This window comes from Shewanella pealeana ATCC 700345 (assembly GCF_000018285.1).
GTDB lineage: Bacteria > Pseudomonadota > Gammaproteobacteria > Enterobacterales > Shewanellaceae > Shewanella > Shewanella pealeana.
Genome location: NC_009901.1, coordinates 4992234 through 5018483, shown reverse-complemented (window position 1 = coordinate 5018483; position 26250 = coordinate 4992234). Strand labels below are relative to the sequence as shown.

The following is a 26250-nucleotide window of genomic DNA, read 5'->3' as shown; positions in this document are numbered from 1 at the left end:
CAGTTGGGGCGGCATTCAGCTGCAATCTATCTATAGTGGTTACAATCATCCAAGCTTGAGTCATCTCTCTTTTTCGCTAGCAGTAGCCTTAGCGCAAGTCTTCAGTGCCAGCGGTTATTGGTATATGAAAGCCATGTTTACCTTACAGCCACTCAAACTATGTAAACGCACAGTTAAATCCCCATATAAAACAGCTCTCAATACTTGATTTCACCACGTTGGCAGCCGCTTTATGTTCGCTAACGTTAAAGGGTGTTAAGAGCATGCGTAGCTCAAGTTTTTCTACATAATTGCCTGTTTGTTTATCACCAAAAAACAACAAACTTACACCACAAAGTGAGTATGTTGGTGGTTATCACTGCTTAATTCTGGTTTGGAGGTAACACGTGTTATAAAGTGGTGTTATTGGTGGTTTATTGTGTAAGTTGCTGATGGCTAGTTACTTTTACGTGTGGTGGTTTCAGTTGGTTGCGCATTTATTTGTGGTTGTGCGTTAGTTGGTGTCTTAAAACATGCTCTAGTTAACACTTTTTGTTCGATCGCGCTAAAATCGGGTGTTTAATCGGATTTAGATCAACTTTTCAAACATTGAAACTCTTTATATTACGCGAGCTATATTGGGGGTAGCTCTAATGAATATACACTTTTTACAATGTTAAGCGTTTGGGTAACAGACGATTAACCTGCGTTGCAAGTCGTAGCGTTATTGGATCTATCTTAAGTGTTTATAAACAAAACTATTCCTTCCTACTAGGAGTGAAAATGAACAAGCAACAGCCTGATCTGAACCGCAGATCTTTGCTGAAAGCATTAACTATCGGTGGCACTGCAAGTGTCGCTATCGCCGCTACTGGCGTAAGTGTTGCTCAAGCAAGTGAAACGAAAGTCAGCACAAAAAATGAAAACGGCTATCATGAAACTGCACATATTCGCAGTTATTACAATAGCTTACGCGGCTAGTCTAGGAGAAGTACAGCGATGAAGTTAACTCGCCAATCCAACGCGGCACCTACTGTAGAGAAAAAGACTCTAGGTATCAGCCGTCGTCAGTTTATGAAGCAAGCAGGTATCACATCTGGTGGTATCGCAGCAGCTTCTTTATTAGGCACAGGCATGATGCGTAAAGCTGAAGCTAAAGTGCAAACTGTTGCTTATGATGCACCAACTGAAATCAAGCGTACTGTATGTAGTGCTTGTGCGGTAGGTTGTGGTCTATACGCTGAAGTTCAAAATGGTGTTTGGACAGGTCAAGAGCCTGCATTTGACCACCCATTCAACTCTGGCGGCCACTGTGCTAAAGGCGCGAGCTTACGTTACCACACGCATTCAAATAAGCGTGTTAAGTACCCAATGAAGCTTGAAGGCGGTAAGTGGAAGAAGCTTTCGTGGGAACAAGCTGTATCTGAAATCGGCGATAAGATGCTTGAGATCAAGCAAACATCTGGTCCTGACTCAGTTTACTTCATGGGTAGTGCGAAATTCTCAAACGAAGGTGCATACATGTACCGTAAGTTTGCGGCAATGTGGGGCACAAACAACGTTGACCATTCAGCGCGTATTTGTCACTCAACTACAGTTGCTGGTGTTGCGAACACTTGGGGTTACGGTGCACAAACCAACTCTTTCAACGATATTCGTAACGCAAAAAATATCTTCCTGATTGGGGCAAACCCAGCAGAGGCGCATCCAGTTGCGATGCAGCACATCATGATCGCTAAAGAGCGCGGCGCGACAATTACTGTTGCCGATCCACGTTTCTCTCGCACTATGGCTCACGCCGATATCCACCTTCCATTACGTCCAGGTACCGATATTCCTTTGGTTTACGGTCTAATGTGGCACATTTTTGAAAATGGCTGGGAAGATAAAGAGTTCATCCGCACACGTGCTTACGGCATGGACAAGATCCGTGAAGAAGCTGCGCGTTGGACTCCTGAAGAAGTTGAAAACGTTACCGGTGTTTCTCGCGATGCAGTTTATGCTGCTGCTAAGCAGATGGCGACTAACCGTCCTGGTACCGTAATTTGGTGTATGGGTGGTACTCAGCATCACGTTGGTAACGCTAACACGCGTATGTACTCTATCCTGCAGCTAGTGCTAGGTAACATGGGTGTGTCTGGTGGTGGTACTAACATTTTCCGTGGCCACGACAACGTTCAGGGCGCAACGGACATGGGTCTGCTATTCGACAACTTACCAGGCTACTACGGCGTTGGTGAAGGCGCATGGCACCACTGGTCTCGCGTATGGGATCTACCATTCGATTCTGTAAAAGCACGTTTCGACCAAAAGTCTTACTTAGGTCGTAGCCCAATGACTACTCCAGGTATGCCATGTTCACGCTGGCAAGATGGTGTGTTAGAAGCTAAAGATAAACTTGCTCAAAAAGATAACCTACGTCTAGCATTCTTCTGGGGTCAGTCAATCAACACTGAAACTCGTCAGATGGAAGTGCGTGACGCATTGGACAAGTTAGAAACAGTAGTCGTTGTTGACCCATACCCAACAATGGCGGGTGTTATGCACCGTCGTCAAGATGGCGTTTACATTCTACCTGCAGCAACTCAGTTTGAGTGTGAAGGTTCAGTAAACAACTCTGGCCGTAGTGCACAGTGGCGTCAACAGGTTGTTGAGCCATTATTCGAGTCTAAGAATGACCTAGAGATCATGTACCGCATCGCGAAGCATGTAGGCATTGCTGACACATGGACTAAGCACATCAAGGTTAACGGCAACATGCCTGATCCTGATGACATCATGCGTGAATACGCTAAAGGTATGCGTTCAATCGGTTACACAGGTTGGAGCCCAGAGCGTATCCGTGCTCACACCATGAACTGGGGTGATTTCTCTTCTGAAACACTAGAAGCACCAGGTGGCGTGAACAAGGGCGAAACTTACGGTCTACCTTGGCCATGTTGGGGTACTCCAGAGCAGAAGCACCCTGGTTCACAGATTCTATACCGCACAGGTATGAACGTTAACCAAGGTGGTGGTAACTTCCGTGCACGTTTCGGTGTTGAGCATGAAGGCGTTAGCATTCTAGCTGAAGATTCAGCTTCTGTTGGTGCTGATATCCAAGACGGCTACCCACAATTCGATGACAAGATGCTGAAGCAACTTGGCTGGTGGGACGAGCTAACTGCTGAAGAGAAAGCACTAGCTGAAAACCGTACTTGGTCTACTGACTTAGGCGGCGGTATCGTACGTGTTGCGCTAGCACACAACATGGTGCCATACGGTAACGCTAAAGCACGTTGTCGCGTTTGGACTTTCCCAGACGAAGTGCCTGTTCACCGTGAGCCAATCTACACTTCACGTCGTGATCTAATTGAGAAATACCCAACTCACAACGACATGCAAGTTCACCGTCTACCAACGTTATTCAAGACGTTACAAGACAAAGTGATCTCTGATGATCTAGATAAGAAGTATCCACTAATCGTAACTTCAGGCCGTTTGGTTGAGTACGAAGGTGGTGGTGAAGAATCTCGTTCTTGTCCATGGCTTGCAGAGCTACAGCAAGAAATGTTCATCGAAATCAACCCTGCAGACGCTGCTGATCGCGGTCTACGTGACGGTGATGACGTTTGGGTTGAAGGCGCTGAAGGTGGTCGTATCCTAATTAAGGCGATGGTAACTCCACGCGTTAAGCCAGGTGTGACTTGGATGCCTTATCACTTTGCGGGTGTGATGCACGGTGAAGATCTGCAATACCCAGAATCGGGTGGCATTAGCACTAAACCTTACATTGTTGGTGAGTCAGCAAACACGGTAATGACTTATGGTTATGACCCAGTGACTCAGATGCAGGAAACTAAAGCATCACTTTGTCAGATTGCTAAAGCATAATTGCAGTATTCGCTAGGAGAATTGCCAGAATGGCTACAATGAAATTTTTATGTGATACCAAGCGCTGCATCGAGTGTAACGGTTGTGTCACAGCATGTAAGAACGAAAACGACTCTGCTCTTGAGTGGGGAATTCAACGTCGTCGCGTAGTAACTATCAATGACGGTGAGAAGGGCGAAGCCTCTATCTCTGTTGCTTGTATGCATTGTGACGACGCACCTTGTATGGCTGTTTGCCCAGCAAACTGTTTCTACAAGACAGAAGATGGCATCGTACTTCACGACAAAGATACTTGTATCGGTTGTGGTTACTGCCTATACGCTTGCCCATTTGGTGCGCCACAGTTCCCTAAACAGGGTGCATTCGGTGCGCGCGGTAAGATGGACAAGTGTACTTTCTGTGCGGGTGGCCCAGAAGAGAACTTCTCTGATGCAGAGCGTCAGAAGTACGGTGCAAACCGTATCGCTGAAGGCAAGCTACCTATGTGTGCTGAGCTGTGTGCAACTAAGTCGCTACTAGCGGGTGATGCTGAGATTGTTTCTGCAATCTTCCGTGAGCGTGTTGCATACCGTGGTTCTAAAAACGCAGCTTGGGGTTAATCAACTTAGGTTGACTAACTTCCAGCGTACCCTGAGTGGCTCATTAGTTTGAGCCACCTAGTGGTAATAGAGGACGTATTATGAACAAATGGTTAAAACACATAGGCGTGGCAATTGCACTGTTTTTCAGTGTGTCTGTTTTTGCTAACGCTACTGACAAAGTGGGCGACACTATTGAAGTTAACAACGGCCAAATCTGGGCTCAGCTAAAAGCGGGCGAAGAAGGTCGTACAACTTCAACGAGTGAATTCCACGGTCAAGCAATCAACACCTATGATCTACGTGTGCTTGAATTGCGTAGTGATATTCTTGCTCCAGCGTTAATGGCAGCCCTTTTCGGCATGATCATTATTTTTGTTCTGTTTATCAAAGTGAATGGCATTTCTAAGCTTCACGGTGGTTATTCAGGCAAGCTGGTATACCGTTGGTCTAAGTTTGACGTATCAATTCACTGGCTAGGTGCGATCCCTTGTCTGCTATTGATCCTAACAGGCTTAATGCTAATTGCTGGACGTTACTTTGTTCAGCCGTACATCGGTGAAGGCCTATGGGCTGGCCTAGTTAACGCTGCTAAGCAGATCCACGACATCATGGCGATCCCGTTCATGTTAGGTTGGGCGCTTATGGTAACGTTATGGGCTAAGAACCAGATGCCTAAAATGTATGACCTTAAGTGGATGATGGTTGTTGGTGGTTACATCAACTTCGGTCCATTCAAAGGTAAGCACCCTGACGCTGGTTTTGCTAACGCGGGTGAGAAGTTATGGTTCTGGGCATTCGCTGTGTTCGGTCTAGTGATTTCTGCATCAGGTATGTTGTTGCTATTCCCGAACTTGTTCGAGCCTAGCCGCACATTAAGCCTAATCGCATTAGTGCTTCACTCTGTAGCTGCTATCATCATTACTGCTTTCTCAATCGTGCATATCTTCATGGCAACGGTTATGTCTGAAGGTGGTATGGAGTGTATGGTTTCTGGCTACTGTGACGAAACATGGGCAAGCCAACACCATAACCTTTGGTTCGATGAAATCAAAGAAAACGGTACCCTTAAGTACAAAGAATAATCTTCTTTACACTTAATGGCTAAACACCTCAGCTAGTAATAGCTGGGGTGTTTTTATATCTGCTGCAAAATACAGCCTGTATGTTTTATGCGCAATCGCTAAAGTATGATCCGCTTAACAAAAAAAACTACATTTCATTGATAGGAAACGTTAAGTTATAACCTAATCACGTTTTATGCTTATTTAAAGTGCTAATTTTGTTCACCGCTAGTGCATTCCAATTTCCCGGTTCTTTTGTAATTAGCATTCTTCTATAGGAACTTATATGTCGTCAATTATTCTGCCTGATTCTGTTCAACCTTATAACGCCAATATCACCACGCCCGATTGGATGATTAGCGGTATGGAAAAAGTCATGCAGTTTTATGTGGACCGTAATTTACGACTCGATACGGTTTCGGCAGAGATGATGCCAAATCCAATTGAAGGCAAAAAGTACATGCTGTATGCACATGTCCCTTTCTGCCATACCTTGTGCTCATTTTGTACTTTCCATCGTTTTCTGTTTAAAGAAGATAAGGCGCGCGCTTATTTCATCTCCTTGCGTAAAGAGATGGATATGGTTAAAGCCTTAGGCTATGACTTCGAGTCTATGTATATCGGTGGCGGTACCACAACCGTGCTTGAAGATGAGCTTGCACGCACTATCGAGCACGCTAAGAAGCTATTCCCGAGCATTAAAGAAGTGTCTTGTGAGTCGGATCCACAGCACCTTGATAGTCCTGGCTTTAAGCAGCTTGAAGGCTTAGTGGATCGTATGTCTATCGGCGTGCAGAGTTTCAATGACGATATTCTTGCCATGACAGATCGAATCGAGAAGTTCGGTTCTGGACAACAGACTTTCGATAAGATCATGGCGGCAAAAGAGTTATTTCCGATCATCAACGTCGATCTTATTTTCGGTTTCCGTGGCCAAACTGATGAAGTGATCCAACATGACTTGGACATGGCGTCAAAGCTAGATCCTCGCCAGATCACCACTTATCCATTGATGATCACTCACCAAACTCGTAAGAGCGTAAAAGGTAAGTTAGCTGCACCTCAGGGCGATATGGCGCGTCAATACCGCCAGATTCTGAATAGCTTAAACGGTCAGTACAATCAGTTATCAGCGTGGGCTTTTGGTAAAGCAAACGATGAGGGCTTCGATGAGTACGTGATCGATTTTGATGAATACTTAGGGGTAGGTTCAGGCTCATTCAGTTTCTTGAATGACACGCTTTATGTGAATACCTTCTCGTTACGCAAGTACCAAGAGCGTATCGCTAATGGGCAGATGGGTGTTGACCAGCAGAAGAACTATGGTCGTAAAGAAGTGATGCAGTATCGTTTCTTGCTAGGCATGTTCTCAGGTCGTCTATCGCGTAAGTATTTCCGTGAGACATTTGGCGTTAACCTAGACACAGCGCTGTTTAAAGAGATGACTTCGATGAAGGCGATTGGTGCGATTAAGAACGACCCAACTGACCCTGATAACCTGATTGTTACCGACAACGGCAAGATGATGGGACTACTGATGATGAAAGAGTTCTATTCAGGCATGGATAACGTACGAGCGCAGTTACGTAAGCCACTAAAAGCCTGCGACATGTAGCCTTGTAAACAAGTTAAAAAGGGTGACCGCGTTAGCGCCCACCCTTTTTTGCGATCAGTGCCTGTAGCTTTTTGATATCTTCTTTGATCTGCAATACGTATTCATCGGTATATTGTAGCTGTTCGAATTCAGACAAACAGATTTGATACCTAGCAAGCTGGGCCTCTGGCGTTGCCCCAAACTCCATTTGCTCGTTGACACCAATAATTGAGTCCATTCAATCATTCCTACTTAGATGCTTAGCTATATACTACTTTCGTAAATCTTATTTTTGCTATTACATTATTGAACAGCTAAATCTAATCATGATGAGGCTTTGCCGAGCCTTGTATTTGTTTTGTTAACTTTCATATGGTTAGTCATTAAGCGTGAGAATTAAAGAGGAAGTAGTGCTTGCGGGGGCTTACATGAGCTTGAGAGATCGCCTACATGAAGGGGAATAAATGCGACGACTTGCCCTTTATGACACATGTTTATCCAACAGCTTGGAACTGGCTCGTAAATCTCTTACTATCGGTCTAATTATCTTTCTTATCGAAAAGTCATGGCGAATATATTACTGGTAGCAAACCTCAATTGTGATCGTATTTTTTTGCTCAACCATCCGCTTAAACCCGGCGGTCGATTTCATTATAAAGATGGTGGTCAACGTCTAGGTGGAGGCGGTGCCAATACTGGTATCGGGTTAGTCTGGGCTAGGCATCAGGTATCCTTAGTGACAGAGGTTGGCCGAGATAAGGTTGGCGATTGGTTGATAGCCGAGGCGAGTACCCAAGGGATTAACTGTAGCCAGATCCAACGCCGAGCAGGTAATACCTGTGAGATGTTGTTGATGATGACCCCTGATGGCGAGCGCACGATTATTAGACCTGAGCGACCAAAATTCGAGTTACCTTTGCCGCCAAGCTGGACAGATGTCGATGCCCTGTATATCAACTCCTCAACTGAAGGCGCGGCGAGTTGGTCTAAAACGGCCATGCCTCATTGTTGGGTGGTGGCTCAGCTAGCAAAAGATGAGCGGGCGCGGCCATGTCATGTACTTATCGCATCGTTAAGCGATATGCAGGGGCGTTGCAAGGGGGATCCTTGGCAGTTTGCTCAAGCGATAGCGGGTAAAAAACTAAAGTATTTTGTGGTAACAGATGGTGAGCATGGTGCCACGGCGTACAGTTCAAACGATCCTATACACGTAGCAGCAGTGCCAAGCCAAGTTGTTGATACCACTGGTGCTGGGGACGCTTATGCCGCAGGACTTATTCATGGCTTAGTCAGTCAACAAACCATGAAAGAGTCGATGCAGGAAGCCGCGGTTTGGTCAGGGTTTGCTGTGGCGTGTAACAGCTCTATCCCGGGTAAGGGCTTGAAACAGCATTTATCGCCGGAGTAGTCCTTGGTTATAACTAAGCCATATCTAAGCGATATCTAAGTCATGGCTAAATCATATCGATGTCATCTCTGTGACATACAAGTGTCATCTTCAGCGTCTAGGATAGCCCGCAGATACACCCTGAATGAAAACTTCCAATCCTAAGCTGTATATTTTGCCTCGCTCCTTCAGCGAGGCTTTTTTATTTTCAGCCCTAAACCACCTACTTCAGTAGGTGGTTATCATCAATTAGGCTTTGCCTGAAATATTTTCAATGAATTCGGGGAGTAAGGCTATGTTTAACGACTTATTCGCACGCCGACTTTTGCTGAAAGAAAAAGGGTCCATGGAGGCGAGCTTAGCATCCCTGCGATACACGGCTTAAACATAGCTTGTTAGCTCTAGTGATGCATGAGCTTTGCTAATAGTGGGGTGCAAGCTTCTAAATCAGGGCTACAAATGTTCCCTACATTTGTTGGCATTTCCGCCAATCCATGGCAGTCAGTGATTTAGCCCATGCTTTAAAGAAAGGCCTATAGGGATATATTTACGGCGTCTTGCTAACGCACGGTAGGAAAGCTCCCTTTTAGGGAGTCTTATTTGGAACCGGTAGCAAAGCCACCTTCTTCAGAAGGTGGATTTTTTATTTGTTGTATTTAAATTGCAGCAATAGATAAAATTCGATGCGAGTCCCATGCTTTTCAGTTACCATTCACAAAAGTTTAACAACTGCTGAGCTTAGGCTTGCAGCAGTTCACTGATGTTGAGTGAGGATGGAGTATGGGCAATAGAGTTTGGAATGATAAAAAGCGCTTTATATGGATTCTATCTCTATTGCTGCTAGTGGCTTTTGCGGTGACTAGCGGGATCAGTTATCAAGTTGCCCATGACTCATTAAGTACACAGATTAAAGAGAATACTCTGCCGCTCACTAGCGATAATATTTACTCCGAAATTCAGCAAGACCTGCTTAGACCGATTTTTATCTCCTCGTTAATGGCTCAGGATACGTTTGTCAGAGACTGGACCATTAACCGTGAGCAGACGCCAGATAAACTTATCCGTTATCTCAAAGAGATCCAGGATAAGTACGCTACAGTCACCAGCTTTTTTGTCTCCGAAGCTTCACGCAAATATTACCACTCTAGCGGTGTATTAAAGCAGATAGAAGATATCGAACCGGAGGATGCCTGGTACTTTCGAGTGCGTTCTTTACCTAAGCATGAGCATTATGAAGTGAATATCGACCCCGATACGGCGGATAAAAACCGGACAGTGATCTATGTTAACTACAAGGTATTTGATTTTGATGGTAATTTCATAGGCGTGACCGGGGTTGGTCTAGCGGTTGAAAGCGTTAAACGCCTGATTGAGTTATATCAGGCTCGCTATAACCGCAGCGTCTATTTTACCGATAGGCAAGGTAACGTCACCTTGCACAGTGAACAATACAATGGTGCGGCTAGCCTGCAAACGAGCTCTGGCTTGGAATCTCTCGCCACTCGAATTCTCACCAGTCCTAGTGCCTCATTTTCGTATCAGAAAGCGGGAGAGACGGTCTATTTAAACAGCCGCCTAGTATCGGAGTTCAAGTGGCATCTGATTGTTGAGCAACAGGAAGATCGAGGCGAGCAAAAGCTATTGACGACCTTCTGGGTCAACATAGGTTTAAGCCTATTAATTACTATCGCTATTTTACTTATCGCCAATATGACCTTAGGTAAGTATCAGCGAAAATTAGAGAGGATGGCCTCGACCGATAAGCTTACAGGTGCGGCTAATCGCCAAGCATTCGAAGACTACTTCGCTAAATCCTTAGCTAATTCGATATTAGAAAGCTCGCCAATGTCAGTGCTGCTGCTCGATATTGACCATTTTAAGAGGGTCAATGATTGCCACGGCCATAATATTGGTGACTTAGTGATCCAAACCTTAAGCCATCTCCTGAAAGGCCAGCTAAGGAATGATGATCTTCTGTGTCGTTGGGGCGGCGAGGAGTTTTTGATCTTGCTACCCGGTTGTAGCTTAAGCCAAGGTAGTGATATTGCCGAAAAGATTAGAAAGTTAGTGGAGGCCCGACTGGTCACCATAAATGGTTGTGAAATCAATATCACCATAAGCTGTGGCGTGGCAGAGTGCAGAACATCTGAAAAGGCTGAAGAGCTGATTAATCGTGTCGATATCGCACTCTACCAAGCAAAAGAGCAGGGACGTAATCGAGTGGTCATGTCTTATTAGCGGCTTGATGATGAGATCTGACATCATTTCTATTGGAGTTGGATCAAGTTGCTGCATCTATCGGTGAGGGTGTTAGGATAGTTTAAGTTTTTCAACAGAGTAGATATTGATGGCACAGCAAACATTAGTCGAGCAGATCTCAGGCTTATACCATGGTGAAGCGATAGTTGAACTCGGTAACGTAACTTCAGGGATCAATCATAAGGGACGCGCCACAGAGTTACTCGTCGGTGTTCAAGCTGTTGTCGGAGATGCTCAAGCCGATCCCAAACATCACGGCGGGCTAGATCGGGTGTTGCATCATTTCCCTCGTGAGCATTATGGCCAGTATCGTCGCTGGGATCTCATGAGTAGCTTTAAAGATGCGCCAGCCATGGGTGAGAATATTAGTACGGTAGGGCTGGATGAGAGCCAAGTGCATATTGGAGATATCATTAAGATTGGTGAAGTTGAACTACAAGTGACTCAACCGCGCTCTCCCTGCTTTAAGCTCAATCTACAGTTTGGTCATCAAGAGTTTGCGCTAGCAATGCAGCAAAGCGGACGTTGCGGTTGGTTTTACCGAGTACTCAAGCCAGGCACTATCTATGAGACCGATACAGTTTTGTTGCTTGAGCGCCTGAGCGATATCAGTGTCGCCGAGGCGATGCAGATCTATTTCTTACCTGAGTTTAACGCCGAGCAATATAAGCGTTTAATGGACTGCCAAGGCTTAGCTGTGGCTTGGGTGAATAGCTTGCAGCGCCGCATAGAAAACAGTGCCATCGAAGATTGGCAGATGCGTCTGTATGGGCCGCAAAAGCGATAAAAATTTAGCTAATGGACACAAGTGACCTCAAGGAGTGGAATGTATGACCCGAGACGAAAAGAATATGGGCGTGTTGGTACACCTAGCGAGCTTTTCAGGTTACCTAGTGCCATTAGGTAGCATTTTGGGGCCATTGATTGTGTGGCTGATGAAGCGCGATGAATTTCCATTTGTAGAAAGCTGCGGCAGAAACTGCCTGAACTTTAAGATCAGCATGATTATCTATTTTATTATCAGCGGAATATTAATGTTGGTTGGGATCGGCTTCATAGTGTTCGGCCTATTAGCCATCTTCGATATCATAGTGACCATTATTGCAGCGATTAAGGCGAGTGAAGGTGAGAGTTATAAATACCCACTAACGATTAATTTTATTAAGCCTAGGACCTATTAATCTTCTTTTATCGAATGCCTAAAATCAAAATGCCTATCGACTATATTCGATAGGCATTTTTGTTTTCAGTCCTAAACCACTTTCTTCATAAGGCGGCTTCTTTACTTGGCGGAGCGCTACTACATGTTGGGGTAGTTTGGTCCACCGCCACCCTCGGGAGTAACCCAAGTGATATTCTGGCTTGGATCTTTGATATCGCAGGTCTTACAGTGAATGCAGTTCTGCCCATTGATGACAAACTTTTTCTCACCGGCTTCCTCGACGATCTCATACACGCCAGCAGGGCAGTAACGCTGTGCCGGCTCATCGAATTTGATTAAGTTCACTTCGATGGGGATGCGCGCATCCTTTAAGCGTAGATGGCATAGCTGATCTTCTTCATGGAAGGTATTAGACAAATAAACTGAAGACAGCTTATCGAAACTCAACTTGCCATCAGGCTTAGGGTAATCAATCTTGCTGTAAGCACTCACCTCAGCCATCTGCGCATAATCAGGCTTCTCATCGCGTAGAGTGATAGGCAGTTTGCCGCCAAACCAATTTTGATCGATAAAGTTAAATGCGCCGCCTAGGTAGGTACCGAACTTATGCATAGCAGGACCGAAGTTACGCGAGGCGTATAGCTCCTCTTTGAGCCAGCTTTCATCGAATCTGTCTTGTAAGCAGTCAAGATCTTTACCCGCCTCAACACCTGCCATCATAGCCTGAGCGAGTGTCTCTGCAGCCAGCATACCGCTCTTCATTGCCGTATGTGTGCCTTTGATCTTGGCGAAGTTGAGCGTGCCAGCATCACAGCCAATAATCATGCCGCCAGGGAATGTCAGCTTAGGTAGAGAGTTTAGACCACCTTTAGTAATGGCTCTTGCACCGTAAGCGATACGTTCGCCGCCAGTTAGCGTCTTAGCGATAACAGGGTGAGTCTTATAACGCTGGAACTCATCGAATGGACTTAAGTGTGGATTCTTATAGTTAAGATCGATAATCAAGCCGACGGCGATCTGATTATTCTCCAGGTGATACATGAATCCACCGCCAGAGGCACCTTCGGTAAGCGGCCAGCCGCCAGTATGCACGACCTTACCGAGCTCATGCTGTTCGCTCGGTACTGTCCAGATCTCTTTAAAACCTAAGCCATAGTGTTGTGGGGTTTTGCCATTGTCGAGGTGGTACTTCTCGATAAGCTGTTTACCTAAGTGACCGCGGCAACCTTCACCAAATACTGTGTACTTAGCGTGTAGCTCCATGCCTGGCTCATAGCCATCTTTGGGCTGGCCATCTTCACCTACGCCCATGTCGCCAATTTGAATGCCTTTGACGCTACCGTCTTCGTTGAACAGTAACTCGCTTGCAGGGAAACCAGGAAAGACTTCGACAGCAAGCTCTTCGGCGCGTTCGGCTAGCCAGCGGCAGAGATTACCGACACTGATGATGTAGTTACCTTCGTTGTGCATGGTTTTAGGCACGAGGGCATTAGGCATGGCGCGGGCATCGGTTGCCGAGCTGAGCATATGGATTTCATCATGGGTCACGGCCGTAAGTAGGGGAGCATTCTTATCGCGCCAATCGTCAAATAACTCATCGAGCACTTTGGGCTCAAACACTGCGCCAGACAAGATATGTGCACCGACTTCAGAGCCTTTTTCGACGACGCAGACGGTGAGCTCTTGGCCAGTGTCTTTAGATATTTGCATTAAACGACATGCCGTTGCCAAGCCCGCTGGGCCGGCACCCACGATTACTACATCGAATTCCATCGATTCGCGTTCCATCAGATCACCTTTCCTTCTTATTTTCCCCCGATGACAATAGTGCCGATTGAATCAAGCAGCCTATAAACGGGTGTTTTAATATTTTAGTTCACCTTACCTGAAAATTGCTCAAGGGCACAGCGTTTACAAGCTTGTAGCGAAGATATTTTAAGCAGCTTATGCCGTGATAACTGTCACAAAAACTTTATATGTGTTGGTTTTTGACGGCAAATGTGGGCTTGAGGGTATGGTTTGTCACAAAAATACGCCTATAATCAAGGTTGACGGTTCTCCGAGCTTCTTACCCTACGTCGAGACAGATAAGGGTTTTTAGCCGTGGCAATAACGCCACCGGGGTGAGAAAAGAAATGATCTCACCTCCCCTTACTTGGAAAGGTGATCATGTCCCAACTACAAGACAATTTTGGTCGACGGTTTCATTATTTGCGTATGTCAGTGACTGACGTATGTAACTTTAAGTGCACGTATTGCCTCCCAGATGGCTACCGCCCAGACGGTAAGCCTAAATTCCTCGATCTCAATGAAATCGAGCATCTGGTTTCGGCTTTTTCACAAGTAGGCACCCAAAAAATCCGTATTACCGGTGGTGAGCCTTCTTTGCGTAAAGATTTCACCGACATCATTCGCATCGTTAAAGACAACGATAAGATTAAAACCATTGCCACGACTACTAACGGTTACCGTTTAGCTAAGCATGCCCAAGAGTGGTATGACGCAGGGCTTAGGCGCATCAACATCTCGGTCGATAGTTTAGACCCGAAAATGTTCTACCAGATCACCGGTGAGAATAAGTTTGATGAGGTGATGCGTGGTGTCGATGCGGCGCTAGAGGCAGGTTTCGAGCGAGTTAAAATCAATGCTGTTCTGCTTAAAGGCCTGAATGATAAAGACTTGCCACGTTTTTTACATTGGATTAAGAACACCCCGATTGACTTACGTTTCATTGAGTTAATGGAAACGGGTCTAGGCCACGATTACTTTAAGGCTCATCATCTAGCGGGTAACGACATCAAGTTGCAGCTAGAGCAGGCGGGTTGGCAATTCGATACCCCAGCGGCTGACGACGGCCCTGCGCAAAACTTCAGCCATCAAGACTATCAAGGCCGCATCGGGCTCATCATGCCTTACGCGAAAAACTTCTGTGCCAGTTGTAACCGCTTGCGAGTATCAGCCAAAGGTAAACTGCATCTTTGTCTGTTTACCGAAAATGGTGTCGACTTGCGTGACTTGCTGCAAACTCCAGATCAACAAGCTGAATTAATTGAACGCTTGCATGGTCAGCTTGCACAGAAAAAAGAAACCCACTTCCTGCATGACGGCATCACAGGCGTCACGCAGCACCTCGCTTCTATCGGCGGCTAATTAAACTCTGATCTGACGCAACTAAGTTGCGTCAGAAGCTAGGTATAATTGTCGCTATGACTCAGTACGAAATGAATCGGACAAATAAGAGACCATAATGGGACACTGCACTCAAAGCCAGTTTACGGCACTAAACATTGCTGTTTTAACCTTATCTGATACCCGAGATTTCACATCTGATACCTCAGGTGCTTTTCTTGCAACAGCACTATTAGAGGCGGGGCATAAGCTTGCCGAACGTCAGATTATCAAAGATGATAAGTATCAAATTCGCTCGGTGCTTTCTCAATGGATCGCCTCCGAAGATGTGCAGGTCATTATCACCACTGGCGGTACAGGTTTTACCGATAGAGATAACACCCCAGAAGCGGTTAAGCCGTTATTTGATAGAGATATCGAAGGCTTTGGTGAGCTATTTAGGCATATCACTTATACCGAGCTTGGCACATCTACAGTGCAGTCGCGTGCATTAGGCGGTATCGCCAATAAAACGGCTATCTTCTGTCTTCCGGGTTCAACGGGCGCGTGCAAAACCGGTTGGAATAAGCTGATAAAAGAACAACTTGATGCAACTCATCGTCCTTGTAACTTTGTGATGCATGTGAAAAAAATCACCGAATAAGCCTCAACTGAGGCATGTTTTACAGTACTGTTTTGCGGTGCTGTTACTCTGAACCAAATTTATTAGAAGGCGTAAACCCAATGACCAATGCTTTTACCCATATTAATGCTGACGGTAACGCTCATATGGTAGATGTAACCGATAAGTCTGTTACCGAGCGTGAAGCGCGTGCCGAAGCTTACATTGAGATGGCAAGTGAAACTCTAGAGATGATCATGAGTGGCAGCCACCACAAAGGTGATGTATTTGCCACGGCGCGTATCGCCGGCATTCAGGCCGCTAAGAAGACTTCTGATCTTATTCCACTTTGTCACCCATTGATGTTAACTAAGGTGGAAGTTGAGCTAGAAGCGCAGCCTGAGCATAACCGCGTATGGATCCGCAGCCTGTGTAAGCTATCGGGTAAAACAGGCGTTGAGATGGAAGCATTAACGGCGGCTTCTACTGCAGCACTGACTATTTACGATATGTGTAAAGCAGTCCAAAAAGATATGGTGATTTCTCAGGTTCGTTTAACTGAGAAACGTGGCGGTAAGTCTGGGCACTTTAAGGTATAGAGAACAATATGATTAACGTACTATTTTTTGCACAAGTTAGAGAGCTTATTGGCACTGCAGGCGTAAAAGTTGAAGCAGGTGAAAATACGCAAACAGCCGAAGGCCTACGTGCAACGTTAGCCGCAACCGATGACAAGTGGGCCAAAGTGTTGGCATCAGACAAGCTGTTAGTTGCAGTAAACCAAACCATTAGCCAGTGGGATACACCTATTGTAGATGGTGATGAAGTCGCATTCTTCCCACCAGTCACTGGAGGTTAAGATGATCCGTGTACAGACTCAGGACTTTAATGTTCCAGAGGAATATCACTTAATCAGCCAAGATAACAGCGATGGCGCTGTGGTGACCTTTGTCGGTAAAGTGCGTGACTTTAACGATGGCAGCGCGGTAACCGACTTAACGCTTGAGCATTACCCTGGCATGACAGAAGCAGTGCTGAATCAGATTGAAGCCGAGGCGCGTGAGCGTTGGCCGCTGAACAATGTCACCATTATTCACCGAGTCGGCGCTATGGCGCTGGGCGAGCAGATTGTATTTATCGGCGTGACTAGCGCGCACCGTAAAGCGGCATTTGCTGCCTGTGAGTTCTTGATCGACTTTCTAAAAACCAAAGCCCCGTTTTGGAAACTAGAAGCTGGTGACAAAGGCTCTAACTGGGTTGAAGCCCGTGACGCCGACGAACAAGCCGCAAAAATGTGGGATAAATAAAGCGTAAAATTAGCGCTGTTAAGGACGCAAGGAGATTGGCTAAATGAAGTTAAGGGTGATGTTACTGGCATTATTGCTGCCCTTTTTAGCAATGAATAAAGTGGTTTTAGCAGCGCAAGATGTTCCCGTGATTGCAGCAGCGTCGAGCATTAAGTTTGCCCTCGACGATATCGCTAGACAATTTACCCAAGAGACAGGCCGTAAGGTGCGAATTTCTTATGGTTCTTCGGGTAACTTTGTCGCGCAAATCCGCAATGGTGCGCCATTTGAACTGTTCCTTTCGGCAGATGAGCGCTATATCACTCAATTAGCCAAAGCGCAGCAAACACCTGATCAAGGCGTGATTTACGCCGTGGGTCAGCTGGCGATTGCCGCCCCTAAGTCTTCACCTTTACCCCTAGATGCAAATTTAGAAGGGGTTAAACAGTTTTTAGATTCCAAGCAGTTAAAGCGCTTTGCTATCGCCAACCCTGAGCATGCTCCATACGGCGAACGCGCTAAAGAAGTACTGCAAAAGTTGGGTCTCTGGCAAGATATTCAGCCGAATTTGGTTTTTGGTGAGAACGTTTCTCAAGCGGCACAATTTGCTGTGAGTGGTGCTACCCAAGGTGGTTTAGTGGCTCTGTCATTAGCTGTAGCAAAACCGTTTAAGGCGCGCGCAAATTACGTGGTGATCCCGCAGGAATATTATACGCCACTCGATCAGCGTATGGTGCTGACCTTAAAAGCGGGCGAAACCGCCAAATTGTTTTATACCTATCTGCAGTCTGAGGCCGCTCAGAGTGTGTTTGCCGACTACGGCTTTGCGAGAGCGATGAATTAATGGATTGGGAAGCGTTACTGCTATCGATTAAGCTCAGCAGCGTGACTGTGCTTATCTTGATCCCGTTAGCGATTCTAGCGGGGCGTTTTCTGGCTTATCGGCATTTTCCCGGTAAGTCATGGGTCGAAGCCTTAGTCATGGTGCCACTGGTGTTGCCACCAACGGTTATCGGCTACTACCTGCTGGTGGGGCTCGGTAGCGAATCTTGGCTTGGCCGCATGTTAGAGCAACTGCTTGGCCACCAACTGGTATTTCACTTCTCAGGGCTGGTGGTTGCCTCCATCTTAGTCAATATTCCTTTTGCGATTCAGCCAATTCAGCGTGCTTTTGAAGCTGTGCCTGAAGATGTGCGTGACGCCGCGGCCTGCTGCGGTATGAGCCGACTTAAGGTGCTATTTAAGATCGAACTGCCTATGGTTTGGCCGGGCGTATTAACCGCCATCGTATTGTGTTTTTCTCATGTACTCGGTGAGTTTGGTGTGGTGCTGATGATGGGCGGTAATATTGCTGGCGAAACCAAGACCATTGCCATCTCAATTTACGACAGCGTACAGGCATTCGATTTTGCCAGTGCGGGCAATATGTCGCTGGTACTCTTACTGTTTGCGGTTACGGTATTGGCGTTAACAACCAGCCTATCGCGCCGTGTTGGAGGTCAGCATGTCGCAAATCGTCGCTGATCTCTATTGCCGCATTAAACAGGCAAAGCATATTAAGCTCGATGCTGAGTTTAGCTGTAAGGCCGGAGAAGTCTTGGCGGTTGTTGGGCCCTCCGGTGGTGGAAAGTCAACATTATTAAGAATGATTGCCGGGTTAACTAAACCCGAAGACGGCGAGATCCGTTATGGCGATAAGGCTTGGTTTGACGGCCCTCAGGGAATACAGCTAACGCCGCAGCAACGACACCTTGGCTATGTGCCGCAACACTTTGGGCTGTTCCCTAATCTAACCGCGTTAGAAAATGTGGTGGCGGCGCTGGATCATATTCCTAAAGCCGAGCGAGAGTCACGGGCTAAAGATTGGCTCGAGCGAGTCAACTTACACGGTCTACCCGATAGGTTGCCTGCGCACCTTTCTGGCGGTCAACGTCAGCGCGTCGCCTTGGCAAGAGCACTGGCCCGTGAGCCTTCGGTGTTACTGTTGGATGAACCCTTTTCTGCGGTCGATAGAGAAACCCGTGAGCGACTCTATTTAGAGTTGGCTCGACTCAAGGAGCAGTTGGCTATTCCGGTCGTTATGGTGACCCATGACTTAAATGAAGCTATGTTGTTGGCCGACAGTATGATCTTGATCAGTCAAGGAAAGATGTTGCAGCAAGGTCGTCCGCGAGAGGTGCTTACACGTCCACGCAATGAAGCCGTCGCTAAGCAGATGGGTCTGCGTAATATCTTCGATGCCTATGTGATCGCGCAGGAAGAGGAGCGACAGATCACTTGGCTTAAGTTTGGTGAACACCTGATTGCCAGTACCTATTTTGAAAGCTTAGATGTGGGTACTAAGGTACGTTGGGTGATCCCAAATCAAGGCGTACGCTTCAATTCTATTAAGAAGGGGCGCTTGTGCCGCAGCTTTAATAAGCTCGATATTACCGTCGATTCAATGTTAATCATGGGCGAAACGGTGCGTGTACTGGCAAGCGTGACAGGCGTGCAGCATAAGATCCATGCCGAGGTGCCATTATACTTGGCGCAGCAGCTGGAATTGGCGGTAGGCACACAAACGACTGTGGCGTTAAAGTCTGAGCTCATTCATATACTGGAAAAATAGCCATTTTATAGAGAGGTTATGGCTATTCATCTAAGCTTTAAGCGTATGATCAAAGTTTAATCTTTGATCCATCTAGATGTTATACACAATGTCATAAACTGAGCCCCTATATTTGAGAGGAGTGCTATTTTATGTCTAAGAAATTAACAGGTTTAATCATTTTATCAGCAGTATTAACTATGCCGGCAATGGCTGCATATAATGGCCCCGGTGTGGCAAGCCATGTTAATACTGCCGCCGATGCTGCTAACGCAAAGGACGATACCCCTGTTGAGTTGACGGGCTACTTGGTACAAAGCCTCGGCGATGAAAATTATTTGTTTCGTGATGAGAGTGGTGACATTAAAGTCGAGATCGACAACAGATTAATGCGTGATATTGAGATCACTGGTGAGAGCAAGGTAAAATTAGTGGGTCAAGTCGACGACGAGTGGCAAGGTATTGAAATAGAAATTGACAGCTTGCGTCTGGTTTCTGAATAATCCTTTAAAAAAGTAGTTTTGCGTTTTATTTTCGGAGGAGCCATGGCTCGTTGGCTAATTGGTTTGTTATTAGTATCTGGTAGCTCGTTTGCTAGCCAAGGCTTGTATTCATTGTTGTCTACGGGGAATTACCCTATGCCAGCAGAGATGATGCAACAGCTGGAGCAGCAACATGAGGGCGTGATCTCCGAATTTGAAGCGGATATCGAAAATGGCGAGTTAATTTACGAATTCAAGATGATCGATCCTCAGGCAAAAACCATCACAGAATATGAATATCGAGCGATAGATGGCAGTTTGAAAGAACGTGAAGTCTCTCGTCTAAAAAATGACGACAAAGATGAGCTTTCAGGTGTACTGATGCTGCAACAAAATGGCCACTCGCTATCGGAAATGTTGACCCTAGTAAATCAAGAAAGTAGCGGCTACATAGTGAAAGCCGAAGTCGACAATGATCTAGGGATCAGTTATATAGAATTAGAAATCCTTGATATTGATGGTAAACGTCAGTTGGCCTTCGATATTGAAAACAAACAATTATTACCACTGCTCAAATGGGACTAAAACATGAAAATACTCATGGTTGAAGATGACGCGACTACCATCGAATATGTCGTAAAGGGATTTGTTGAGCAAGGGCACAATATAGAAACTGCGACAGACGGCCATCAAGGTTTGTTGCTTGCAACCAGCATGAAGTACGACTTAATCATTTTAGATCGTATGTTGCCACAGCTAGATGGCTTGAAGTTGTTAGCGGCGCTACGCGCTACTGGCAGTCAAACGCCAGTATTGATCTTATCTGCGTTAAGCCATGTCGATGAGCGAGTAAAAGGACTACGTGCGGGTGGTGATGACTACATGACCAAGCCTTTCGCCTTCTCTGAGCTGTTGGTTCGTGCCGAGAAGTTGATGCAGCGTGGTGAATCACAGCCAGCGGTTACCGACCTTAATGTGGGTCCGTTAACTATAGAGTTGTTGACTCGTAAAGTGACTCTCGATGGGCAAGAAATCTTACTGCAGCCAAAAGAGTTTCAGCTACTTAAATACCTGATGGAACATGTTAATCAGGTAATTAGTCGCACCCTGCTTTTTGAAGCTGTGTGGGATTATCACTTCGATCCTCGTACCAATGTCATCGATGTGCATATCGCCAAACTGAGACGTAAGTTTGAAGAGCTAGGCCACGGTGAATTAATCGAAACTGTTCGAGGTGCTGGGTATCGGTTACGCCAAGGGCATTAAGCCCTATCAGAGTAGTGCCTGGCGCATTACCATCATATTCTCGGCCCTGGTAACTGTCATCATTGGCACATTGTTACTGGGAATGTATCGCCAGCTGATCAATGAGCAAGAGTATCAGCTGGACTTGCATCTAGACGCCGAAAAGACCCGCTATCAACAGATGGCATTGACCCTAGATAAGCGCAGCTTTGCGACTCAAGTGCGCAGTGCCGACCCCAAAGTCACCTTGATTGTTTGGCGTGACTCCTCAGATTATATCGGCTCTTTGAGCATGATCCCCGACGATATGCCTATGCTACCAGAGAAACGCGAGTTTCCGGTGTTTACTGGTGGCCCTGAAAAACTGCATATCTTAACCGGTGGCATGGTGATGACTCGCTATGGCCCCATGTTGATCGCGACCCGTGTCGACCAGCTCGGCGCGCTTATCGATAAATTTACCAATGCTGCGATCACCGCCTTGATGCTCACCGTTGTGCTGACTTTAGCGCTTGGCTATCTATTCTCTAAAGCCATTTTACGTCGCTTAGTACAGTATAACCGTTTAAGTAAGAAGATTGAGCGAGGACAATATTCGACACGTTTACCCGTGAGCTGGCGTCAAGACGAATTTGATATGTTGGCTAAGCAATTTAATGGTGTACTCGATGCACTAGAGAAGAACTTAGCAGCAGTACGGGGGGTCACTGACAATATCGCCCATGATCTGCGTACCCCTTTGTCTCATCTTAGAATCGGGCTTGAGCAATTACCGAGCAAGCCTAAAGAGGAGCTTGAGGAAAGCTGCGCCATTCTTACCGAAGAACTCGATCATTGTTTAGCGACCTTCGATGCCATGTTGTCACTAACCCGTATCGAAGAGGGCCAGCAAACCTTAGAACTGCAAGATGTGAGTTTAATTGCGATTAGCCAAGACTTGTTTGAGATGGCGGAGGCGATGGCAGAGTTTAATGATCAGTCGTTGAAGCTGACGACCGGTGAAGAGTTTCAGGTCAGCGGCGACAAATACTTGCTGTTCCAAGCCTTGTTTAACTTAGTTGATAACGCAATCAAATACTCCGGTGAAGGCGCAGAGATAAGTATTTCACAAAATCGCAATGTGATTTCGATTCAAGACAATGGTCCTGGGATCCCCGAGGGCTCTCGTGACAAGGTATTTGAGCGTCTAGTGCGCCTAGACCCTAGCCGTCATCATAAGGGCACAGGGTTAGGTTTATCTATGGTGAAGGCGATTCTATCGCGACATAATGCTAAAATAGCGCTAACCGATAATCAGCCAGGCCTAAAGGTGATTATCACTTTTTAGTCTTGTGATAGCTAAGCTGCCTTAGAGTGGCTTAGTGGAAGCTTTATTTATGTATCGAGTCATTGCCGATGAGCGCGACTTTATTGTAATTAATAAGTCCGCCGAAGTGCATTTTCATAGCCAAGATGGCAACGCCGGCGTCGTGGCTCAAGCCGAAGCCGATCTCGGTATCAAGCTCTACGCCGTGCACAGGCTAGATACCATGACGTCTGGGCTGATTATCTTAGCTAAGTCTAGCAGTGCTGCCGCCGAGTTTACCCGCATGTTTTCGGCTCATTTAGTGCAGAAATACTACCTTGCCTTGGCTAAGGGAAAGCCGAAGAAGAAGCAGGGCTGGGTGATTGGCGATATGGCCAAGTCTCGCCGCAGTATGCATAAATTGCTTCGCACTACCGAAAATCCCGCCATTACGCAGTTTTTCTCTCACTCTATCGCAGAGGGGGAGCGCTTGTACCTACTCAAACCTCATAGCGGTAAGACTCATCAACTGAGAGTGGCATTGGCCAGCATCGGCGTGCCTATTTTAGGCGATACCTTGTACGGTGGTTTGAGTGCCGATAGAGGCTATCTGCATGCCTATAGTTTGCATTTTGATTACCTGGGCCAAGAGTACGAATTTACCGTTGCGCCAAGTATCGGCCAACACTTTCAAGATATTGCTGTAAGCCAACAACTTGCAGTTTGGCAACAGCCCCATCAAATACTCTGGCCTAAGCTGAAAAAGGCCAGTACGAGTTAGTCAGGTTGCCCGTTTGTTTTTTAAGCTTTGAGATAAGTTAACAACTTGATGAACCTTGTCGCTTATCTCAGCTTTTGCATTCACAATTCACTCTAGAACGAGTAGGATAGTGCCCCTAAAAAGTCCATATTCTAGGACTATGAATTTTATGGTAGTTCAGACCGCTGAGTTACATCATTAAGGGTAGATTTAAACGTGCATAAGCGAGCCATATATCCAGGAACATTTGACCCTGTTACCAATGGTCATGCCGATCTGATTGAGCGTGCGGCTAATTTATTTGAGCACGTGATTATCGGTATTGCAGCCAATCCTTCCAAGCAGCCAAGATTTACCCTTGCAGAGCGAGTCGAGTTATTGAAAACGGTCACCGCGCACCTCGATAATGTCGAAGTCGTCGGTTTTAGTGGTCTATTGGTTGATTTTGCTAAAGATCAAAATGCCAGCGTCTTGGTTCGAGGCTTACGTGCGGTATCAGATTTCGAATATGAATTTCAGCTAGCCAACATGAATCGTCGTCTGAGTCCTGATCTTGAAAGCGTATTTTTAACGCCAGCGGAAGAGAACTCCTTTATCTCTTCAACCTTAGTTAAAGAGGTGGCGCTTCATGGAGGCGACGTGAGTCAGTTTGTCCATATCGAAGTCGCGAATGCATTAACAAAAAAGGCTAAATAGTTGTCCATGCTTAAGTTTATCCAGTTTCATACTGTTAGATTCTTATCGATTTTAGCCTTAATCTTCTCAGGGGCCAGTATTGCTGCGCCTTGGGTCGATACCTCTGACATCTATTTGAGAGCCGATATTCAGGCACTTGCCGATGCTGGCGTTATTACCGTCCCGGTGAATACCTATCCGCTAATGTGGTCGGGAATTGGTGGCGACTTGGCCAAGGTTGAGCCTTCGACCTTGACTCCTGGATTGGTCGAGGCTTTTTCGCGAGTCAATTATTACTATCGCAATGCGGTCGATAACCGTGGCAACATCAGCCTAAAAATGGCTGCAGCTAGTGACCCGGCGCGTTTTCAGCACTTTGGTTCAGACTATCGCGAGCAAGGCGAGGCAACGGCCTCTTACGAGTATTTAGGTGAGCGTTTTGCCTACAAGGTTTCAGCATCGGCGAATTATGATCCTGCAGATGATGAAGAGTTTCGTTTCGATGATTCTTACCTTGCCATGGCGTTAGGCAACTGGATGTTCACCTTTGGCGCCGTCGAGCAGTGGTGGGGACCGGGGTTTGACTCAGCGCTACACAAGTCGAATAACGCCAGACCCATGCCGTCACTCATGCTGAGCCGTAATAATGCTCAGGCATTTGAGACCCCTTGGCTTTCTTGGATGGGACCTTGGACACTTACCGCAGGTGTTAGCATGTTCGAGGAAGATCGATATGCTCCCAATACGCTGCTGTGGAACGTTAGAGGTTCGATTCGTCCATTTAGACAGCTAGAGTTAGGCTTATCGTGGACTACGCAATTTTGTGGCGATGGCCAAGAATGTACTTGGGAAAGTGCGTTTAAGTCGATCACAGGTCAGCGAGACTGCCGCGCCGATAACGTCGATGAAGTAGGTTGTTCTAATTACGGCAACCAGATGGCGGGATATGACATCCGCTTCAGCGATACTTGGTACAACGTGCCGTTCGGTGTGTACTACGAAAGAACTTGTGAAGATGCTAAGAGTTCGGCACCTTGGGATATCGTCGATTGCTCAAAGCTATTTGGTGCCGATACTCGTTTTAACTTAGATGGTCAGCAGTATAAGGTGTTCCTCGAGTACACAGATACCATGGTGGCTTGTGGTGAAGACCAAAACGCCTTCAACTGTTTCTACGAGCACTCAACTTACAAGAGTGGTTCACGTTATTATGACCGCGCGTTAGGCAGCACCTATGATAGCGATGCCAATGTGTATGTTTTAGGTTTGATTGGCCAGTTCGCCAATAGCAGAGGCTTTACTTCGCTGCTGCGCTACGCCCAACTGAATAAAGATGGTAAGAGCCCTAGTCACGGCTGGGCACCGCAACCTCTTAAAGAAGACCTGTTGATGCTAGAACTCAGCTATCGTATGCCATTTTGGTACGGCATGATGAGCGTTGGTGGCACAGTGTCTCAGTCAGAGTTTGAAGTGCAAGAAAATGACACCAATGCCACAGTATTTGGCACTTATGAATACAAGTTTTAACTAACGCTTAAGCAATGAAAAAGCCAACGTTGATACGTTGGCTTTTTTGCTAATGCAGCTTAAGCATTAAGAGAATGATTGCGGATTGGCTATGAAGCGTTTTGCGAAAATATTATCCATCATTACCGTGTTATCACTGGTTATATACGCGTTTCAACAAGGCGCGTTTGCTACCGTTGCCGATAGTAATTGGATTGCCGACTATTTAGCCGAGCAGGGTGATAAGGGGCTTGTGGTACTGTTCCTCATTGGCGCGGCTTATACCAGTGTTGGTGGACCAAGACAGTTTATGGCATTTGCCTTTGGCTTTGCATTGGGCGGTATAAAAGGCGCACTAATAGGTAGCCTATCCGCGCTACTTGGCTGCGTGATCACCTTTTATTTTGCGCGCTGGGTTTTTAGAAGTAGCTTAAAAAAGCGCTTTCAATCCAAATTAACGCGCTTAGAGAATTTGATCATTCACCGCACCATATTGAAGATGATCATGATCCGGATCTTGCCGCTCAGCAGCAATTTTCTCACTAATCTAGTGGCGGGCTCGACCCACATAAGTGCTTGGCGCTTTTTCACCGGTAGCGGCATAGGTTTTATCCCGCAAATGATGGTGTTTAGCTTTGCAGGAGCTGGGGTGGGTCTGTCTGATAACACCAGTCTGTTAATCAGTGGTGGCCTATTTTTGTGTGCATCAATAATTGCTTTTTATCTGTATAAGACTCGGCTAAGACAGCAGATCAGCGAGATTATTGAAGAGAAATAACCTTGCTTATCAGCTGT

The 26250-nt window shown here is 46.3% G+C and carries 27 protein-coding genes and 1 riboswitch; of the genes, 25 read left to right on the top strand and 2 right to left on the bottom strand.

What is annotated here, in order from left to right; translation table 11 throughout:
- Nucleotides 1–762: 762 nt before the first annotated feature.
- From SPEA_RS21670 to SPEA_RS21650, 5 genes are all read left to right on the top strand, one after another.
- Nucleotides 763–960, top strand: a complete 198-nt coding sequence (locus SPEA_RS21670) for a twin-arginine translocation signal domain-containing protein (RefSeq protein ID WP_012157318.1) — start codon at nucleotides 763–765, stop codon at nucleotides 958–960.
- Between the two features lie 18 nt (nucleotides 961–978).
- The gene (locus SPEA_RS21665; protein WP_012157317.1) at nucleotides 979–3852 is read left to right on the top strand and encodes a formate dehydrogenase subunit alpha; all 2874 of its coding nucleotides are present in this window, start codon (nucleotides 979–981) and stop codon (nucleotides 3850–3852) included.
- A 29-nt stretch (nucleotides 3853–3881) separates the two neighbouring features.
- Complete coding sequence (fdh3B, locus tag SPEA_RS21660; protein ID WP_012157316.1) at nucleotides 3882–4451, top strand: formate dehydrogenase FDH3 subunit beta; 570 nt, start codon at nucleotides 3882–3884, stop codon at nucleotides 4449–4451.
- Between the two features lie 80 nt (nucleotides 4452–4531).
- Nucleotides 4532–5515, top strand: a complete 984-nt coding sequence (locus tag SPEA_RS21655) for a formate dehydrogenase subunit gamma (RefSeq protein WP_012157315.1) — start codon at nucleotides 4532–4534, stop codon at nucleotides 5513–5515.
- 265 nt (nucleotides 5516–5780) lie between these two features.
- Nucleotides 5781–7109, top strand: coding sequence for a coproporphyrinogen III oxidase family protein (locus tag SPEA_RS21650; protein ID WP_012157314.1), 1329 nt, complete (start codon nucleotides 5781–5783; stop codon nucleotides 7107–7109).
- Between the two features lie 31 nt (nucleotides 7110–7140).
- Here the strand turns inward: SPEA_RS21650 and SPEA_RS21645 are convergent, their stop codons facing one another.
- The gene (locus tag SPEA_RS21645) at nucleotides 7141–7326 is read right to left on the bottom strand and encodes a hypothetical protein (protein WP_041411174.1); all 186 of its coding nucleotides are present in this window, start codon (nucleotides 7324–7326) and stop codon (nucleotides 7141–7143) included.
- Between the two features lie 327 nt (nucleotides 7327–7653).
- On the opposite strand from SPEA_RS21645, the gene SPEA_RS21640 reads away from it, so the two are divergent.
- The 4 genes from SPEA_RS21640 to SPEA_RS21625 all read left to right on the top strand — a co-directional run bounded on the left by SPEA_RS21640 (nucleotide 7654) and on the right by SPEA_RS21625 (nucleotide 11915).
- Nucleotides 7654–8496: a PfkB family carbohydrate kinase gene (locus SPEA_RS21640; RefSeq protein ID WP_012157313.1), complete on the top strand. Its 843-nt coding sequence runs from the start codon at nucleotides 7654–7656 to the stop codon at nucleotides 8494–8496.
- A 759-nt stretch (nucleotides 8497–9255) separates the two neighbouring features.
- Nucleotides 9256–10713 (top strand): sensor domain-containing diguanylate cyclase, encoded by a 1458-nt coding sequence (locus tag SPEA_RS21635; protein ID WP_012157312.1) that lies wholly within the window; start codon nucleotides 9256–9258, stop codon nucleotides 10711–10713.
- A gap of 109 nt (nucleotides 10714–10822) precedes the next feature.
- On the top strand, nucleotides 10823–11521 hold the full coding sequence (locus tag SPEA_RS21630) for an MOSC domain-containing protein (RefSeq protein WP_012157311.1): 699 nt from the start codon (nucleotides 10823–10825) through the stop codon (nucleotides 11519–11521).
- 43 nt (nucleotides 11522–11564) lie between these two features.
- Complete coding sequence (locus tag SPEA_RS21625) at nucleotides 11565–11915, top strand: DUF4870 domain-containing protein (protein WP_012157310.1); 351 nt, start codon at nucleotides 11565–11567, stop codon at nucleotides 11913–11915.
- Nucleotides 11916–12034: 119 nt separating this feature from the next.
- Here SPEA_RS21625 and SPEA_RS21620 read toward each other — a convergent pair whose 3' ends face one another.
- Complete coding sequence (locus tag SPEA_RS21620) at nucleotides 12035–13684, bottom strand: electron transfer flavoprotein-ubiquinone oxidoreductase (RefSeq protein ID WP_012157309.1); 1650 nt, start codon at nucleotides 13682–13684, stop codon at nucleotides 12035–12037.
- Between the two features lie 257 nt (nucleotides 13685–13941).
- Nucleotides 13942–14078, top strand: a riboswitch (molybdenum cofactor riboswitch).
- On the opposite strand from SPEA_RS21620, the gene moaA reads away from it, so the two are divergent.
- The 16 genes from moaA to SPEA_RS21540 all read left to right on the top strand — a co-directional run bounded on the left by moaA (nucleotide 14066) and on the right by SPEA_RS21540 (nucleotide 26233).
- Entirely contained in the window at nucleotides 14066–15046 is a 981-nt protein-coding gene (gene moaA, locus SPEA_RS21615) for a GTP 3',8-cyclase MoaA (RefSeq protein ID WP_012157308.1), read from the top strand. (Overlaps the previous riboswitch by 13 nt.)
- Before the next feature lie 97 nt (nucleotides 15047–15143).
- On the top strand, nucleotides 15144–15668 hold the full coding sequence (moaB, locus tag SPEA_RS21610) for a molybdenum cofactor biosynthesis protein B (protein WP_012157307.1): 525 nt from the start codon (nucleotides 15144–15146) through the stop codon (nucleotides 15666–15668).
- Between the two features lie 80 nt (nucleotides 15669–15748).
- Complete coding sequence (gene moaC / locus SPEA_RS21605; protein ID WP_041411171.1) at nucleotides 15749–16225, top strand: cyclic pyranopterin monophosphate synthase MoaC; 477 nt, start codon at nucleotides 15749–15751, stop codon at nucleotides 16223–16225.
- 8 nt (nucleotides 16226–16233) lie between these two features.
- Complete coding sequence (moaD, locus tag SPEA_RS21600) at nucleotides 16234–16485, top strand: molybdopterin synthase sulfur carrier subunit (RefSeq protein WP_012157305.1); 252 nt, start codon at nucleotides 16234–16236, stop codon at nucleotides 16483–16485.
- Nucleotide 16486: 1 nt separating this feature from the next.
- Nucleotides 16487–16933: a molybdopterin synthase catalytic subunit MoaE gene (gene moaE / locus SPEA_RS21595; RefSeq protein WP_012157304.1), complete on the top strand. Its 447-nt coding sequence runs from the start codon at nucleotides 16487–16489 to the stop codon at nucleotides 16931–16933.
- Between the two features lie 43 nt (nucleotides 16934–16976).
- A complete protein-coding gene (gene modA / locus SPEA_RS21590) occupies nucleotides 16977–17756 on the top strand; it encodes a molybdate ABC transporter substrate-binding protein (RefSeq protein ID WP_012157303.1) in 780 nt (259 codons plus the stop codon).
- Nucleotides 17756–18436: a molybdate ABC transporter permease subunit gene (modB, locus tag SPEA_RS21585; RefSeq protein ID WP_012157302.1), complete on the top strand. Its 681-nt coding sequence runs from the start codon at nucleotides 17756–17758 to the stop codon at nucleotides 18434–18436. Before modA ends, modB begins: the two co-directional genes overlap by 1 nt.
- Complete coding sequence (locus SPEA_RS21580; RefSeq protein ID WP_012157301.1) at nucleotides 18417–19523, top strand: ABC transporter ATP-binding protein; 1107 nt, start codon at nucleotides 18417–18419, stop codon at nucleotides 19521–19523. The genes modB and SPEA_RS21580 overlap by 20 nt, the downstream gene beginning before the upstream one ends.
- A gap of 131 nt (nucleotides 19524–19654) precedes the next feature.
- Nucleotides 19655–20005: a NirD/YgiW/YdeI family stress tolerance protein gene (locus SPEA_RS21575; protein ID WP_012157300.1), complete on the top strand. Its 351-nt coding sequence runs from the start codon at nucleotides 19655–19657 to the stop codon at nucleotides 20003–20005.
- A gap of 42 nt (nucleotides 20006–20047) precedes the next feature.
- Entirely contained in the window at nucleotides 20048–20569 is a 522-nt protein-coding gene (locus tag SPEA_RS21570) for a PepSY domain-containing protein (RefSeq protein WP_012157299.1), read from the top strand.
- A gap of 3 nt (nucleotides 20570–20572) precedes the next feature.
- A complete protein-coding gene (locus SPEA_RS21565; protein WP_012157298.1) occupies nucleotides 20573–21250 on the top strand; it encodes a response regulator transcription factor in 678 nt (225 codons plus the stop codon).
- A gap of 82 nt (nucleotides 21251–21332) precedes the next feature.
- Complete coding sequence (locus tag SPEA_RS21560) at nucleotides 21333–22556, top strand: sensor histidine kinase (protein WP_190272120.1); 1224 nt, start codon at nucleotides 21333–21335, stop codon at nucleotides 22554–22556.
- 49 nt (nucleotides 22557–22605) lie between these two features.
- The gene (locus SPEA_RS21555) at nucleotides 22606–23295 is read left to right on the top strand and encodes a TIGR01621 family pseudouridine synthase (RefSeq protein WP_012157296.1); all 690 of its coding nucleotides are present in this window, start codon (nucleotides 22606–22608) and stop codon (nucleotides 23293–23295) included.
- Nucleotides 23296–23490: 195 nt separating this feature from the next.
- On the top strand, nucleotides 23491–23970 hold the full coding sequence (coaD, locus tag SPEA_RS21550) for a pantetheine-phosphate adenylyltransferase (protein ID WP_012157295.1): 480 nt from the start codon (nucleotides 23491–23493) through the stop codon (nucleotides 23968–23970).
- Nucleotides 23971–23976: 6 nt separating this feature from the next.
- Nucleotides 23977–25476, top strand: coding sequence for a capsule assembly Wzi family protein (locus SPEA_RS21545; protein WP_012157294.1), 1500 nt, complete (start codon nucleotides 23977–23979; stop codon nucleotides 25474–25476).
- Between the two features lie 91 nt (nucleotides 25477–25567).
- The gene (locus SPEA_RS21540; RefSeq protein WP_012157293.1) at nucleotides 25568–26233 is read left to right on the top strand and encodes a TVP38/TMEM64 family protein; all 666 of its coding nucleotides are present in this window, start codon (nucleotides 25568–25570) and stop codon (nucleotides 26231–26233) included.
- Nucleotides 26234–26250: the final 17 nt, after the last annotated feature.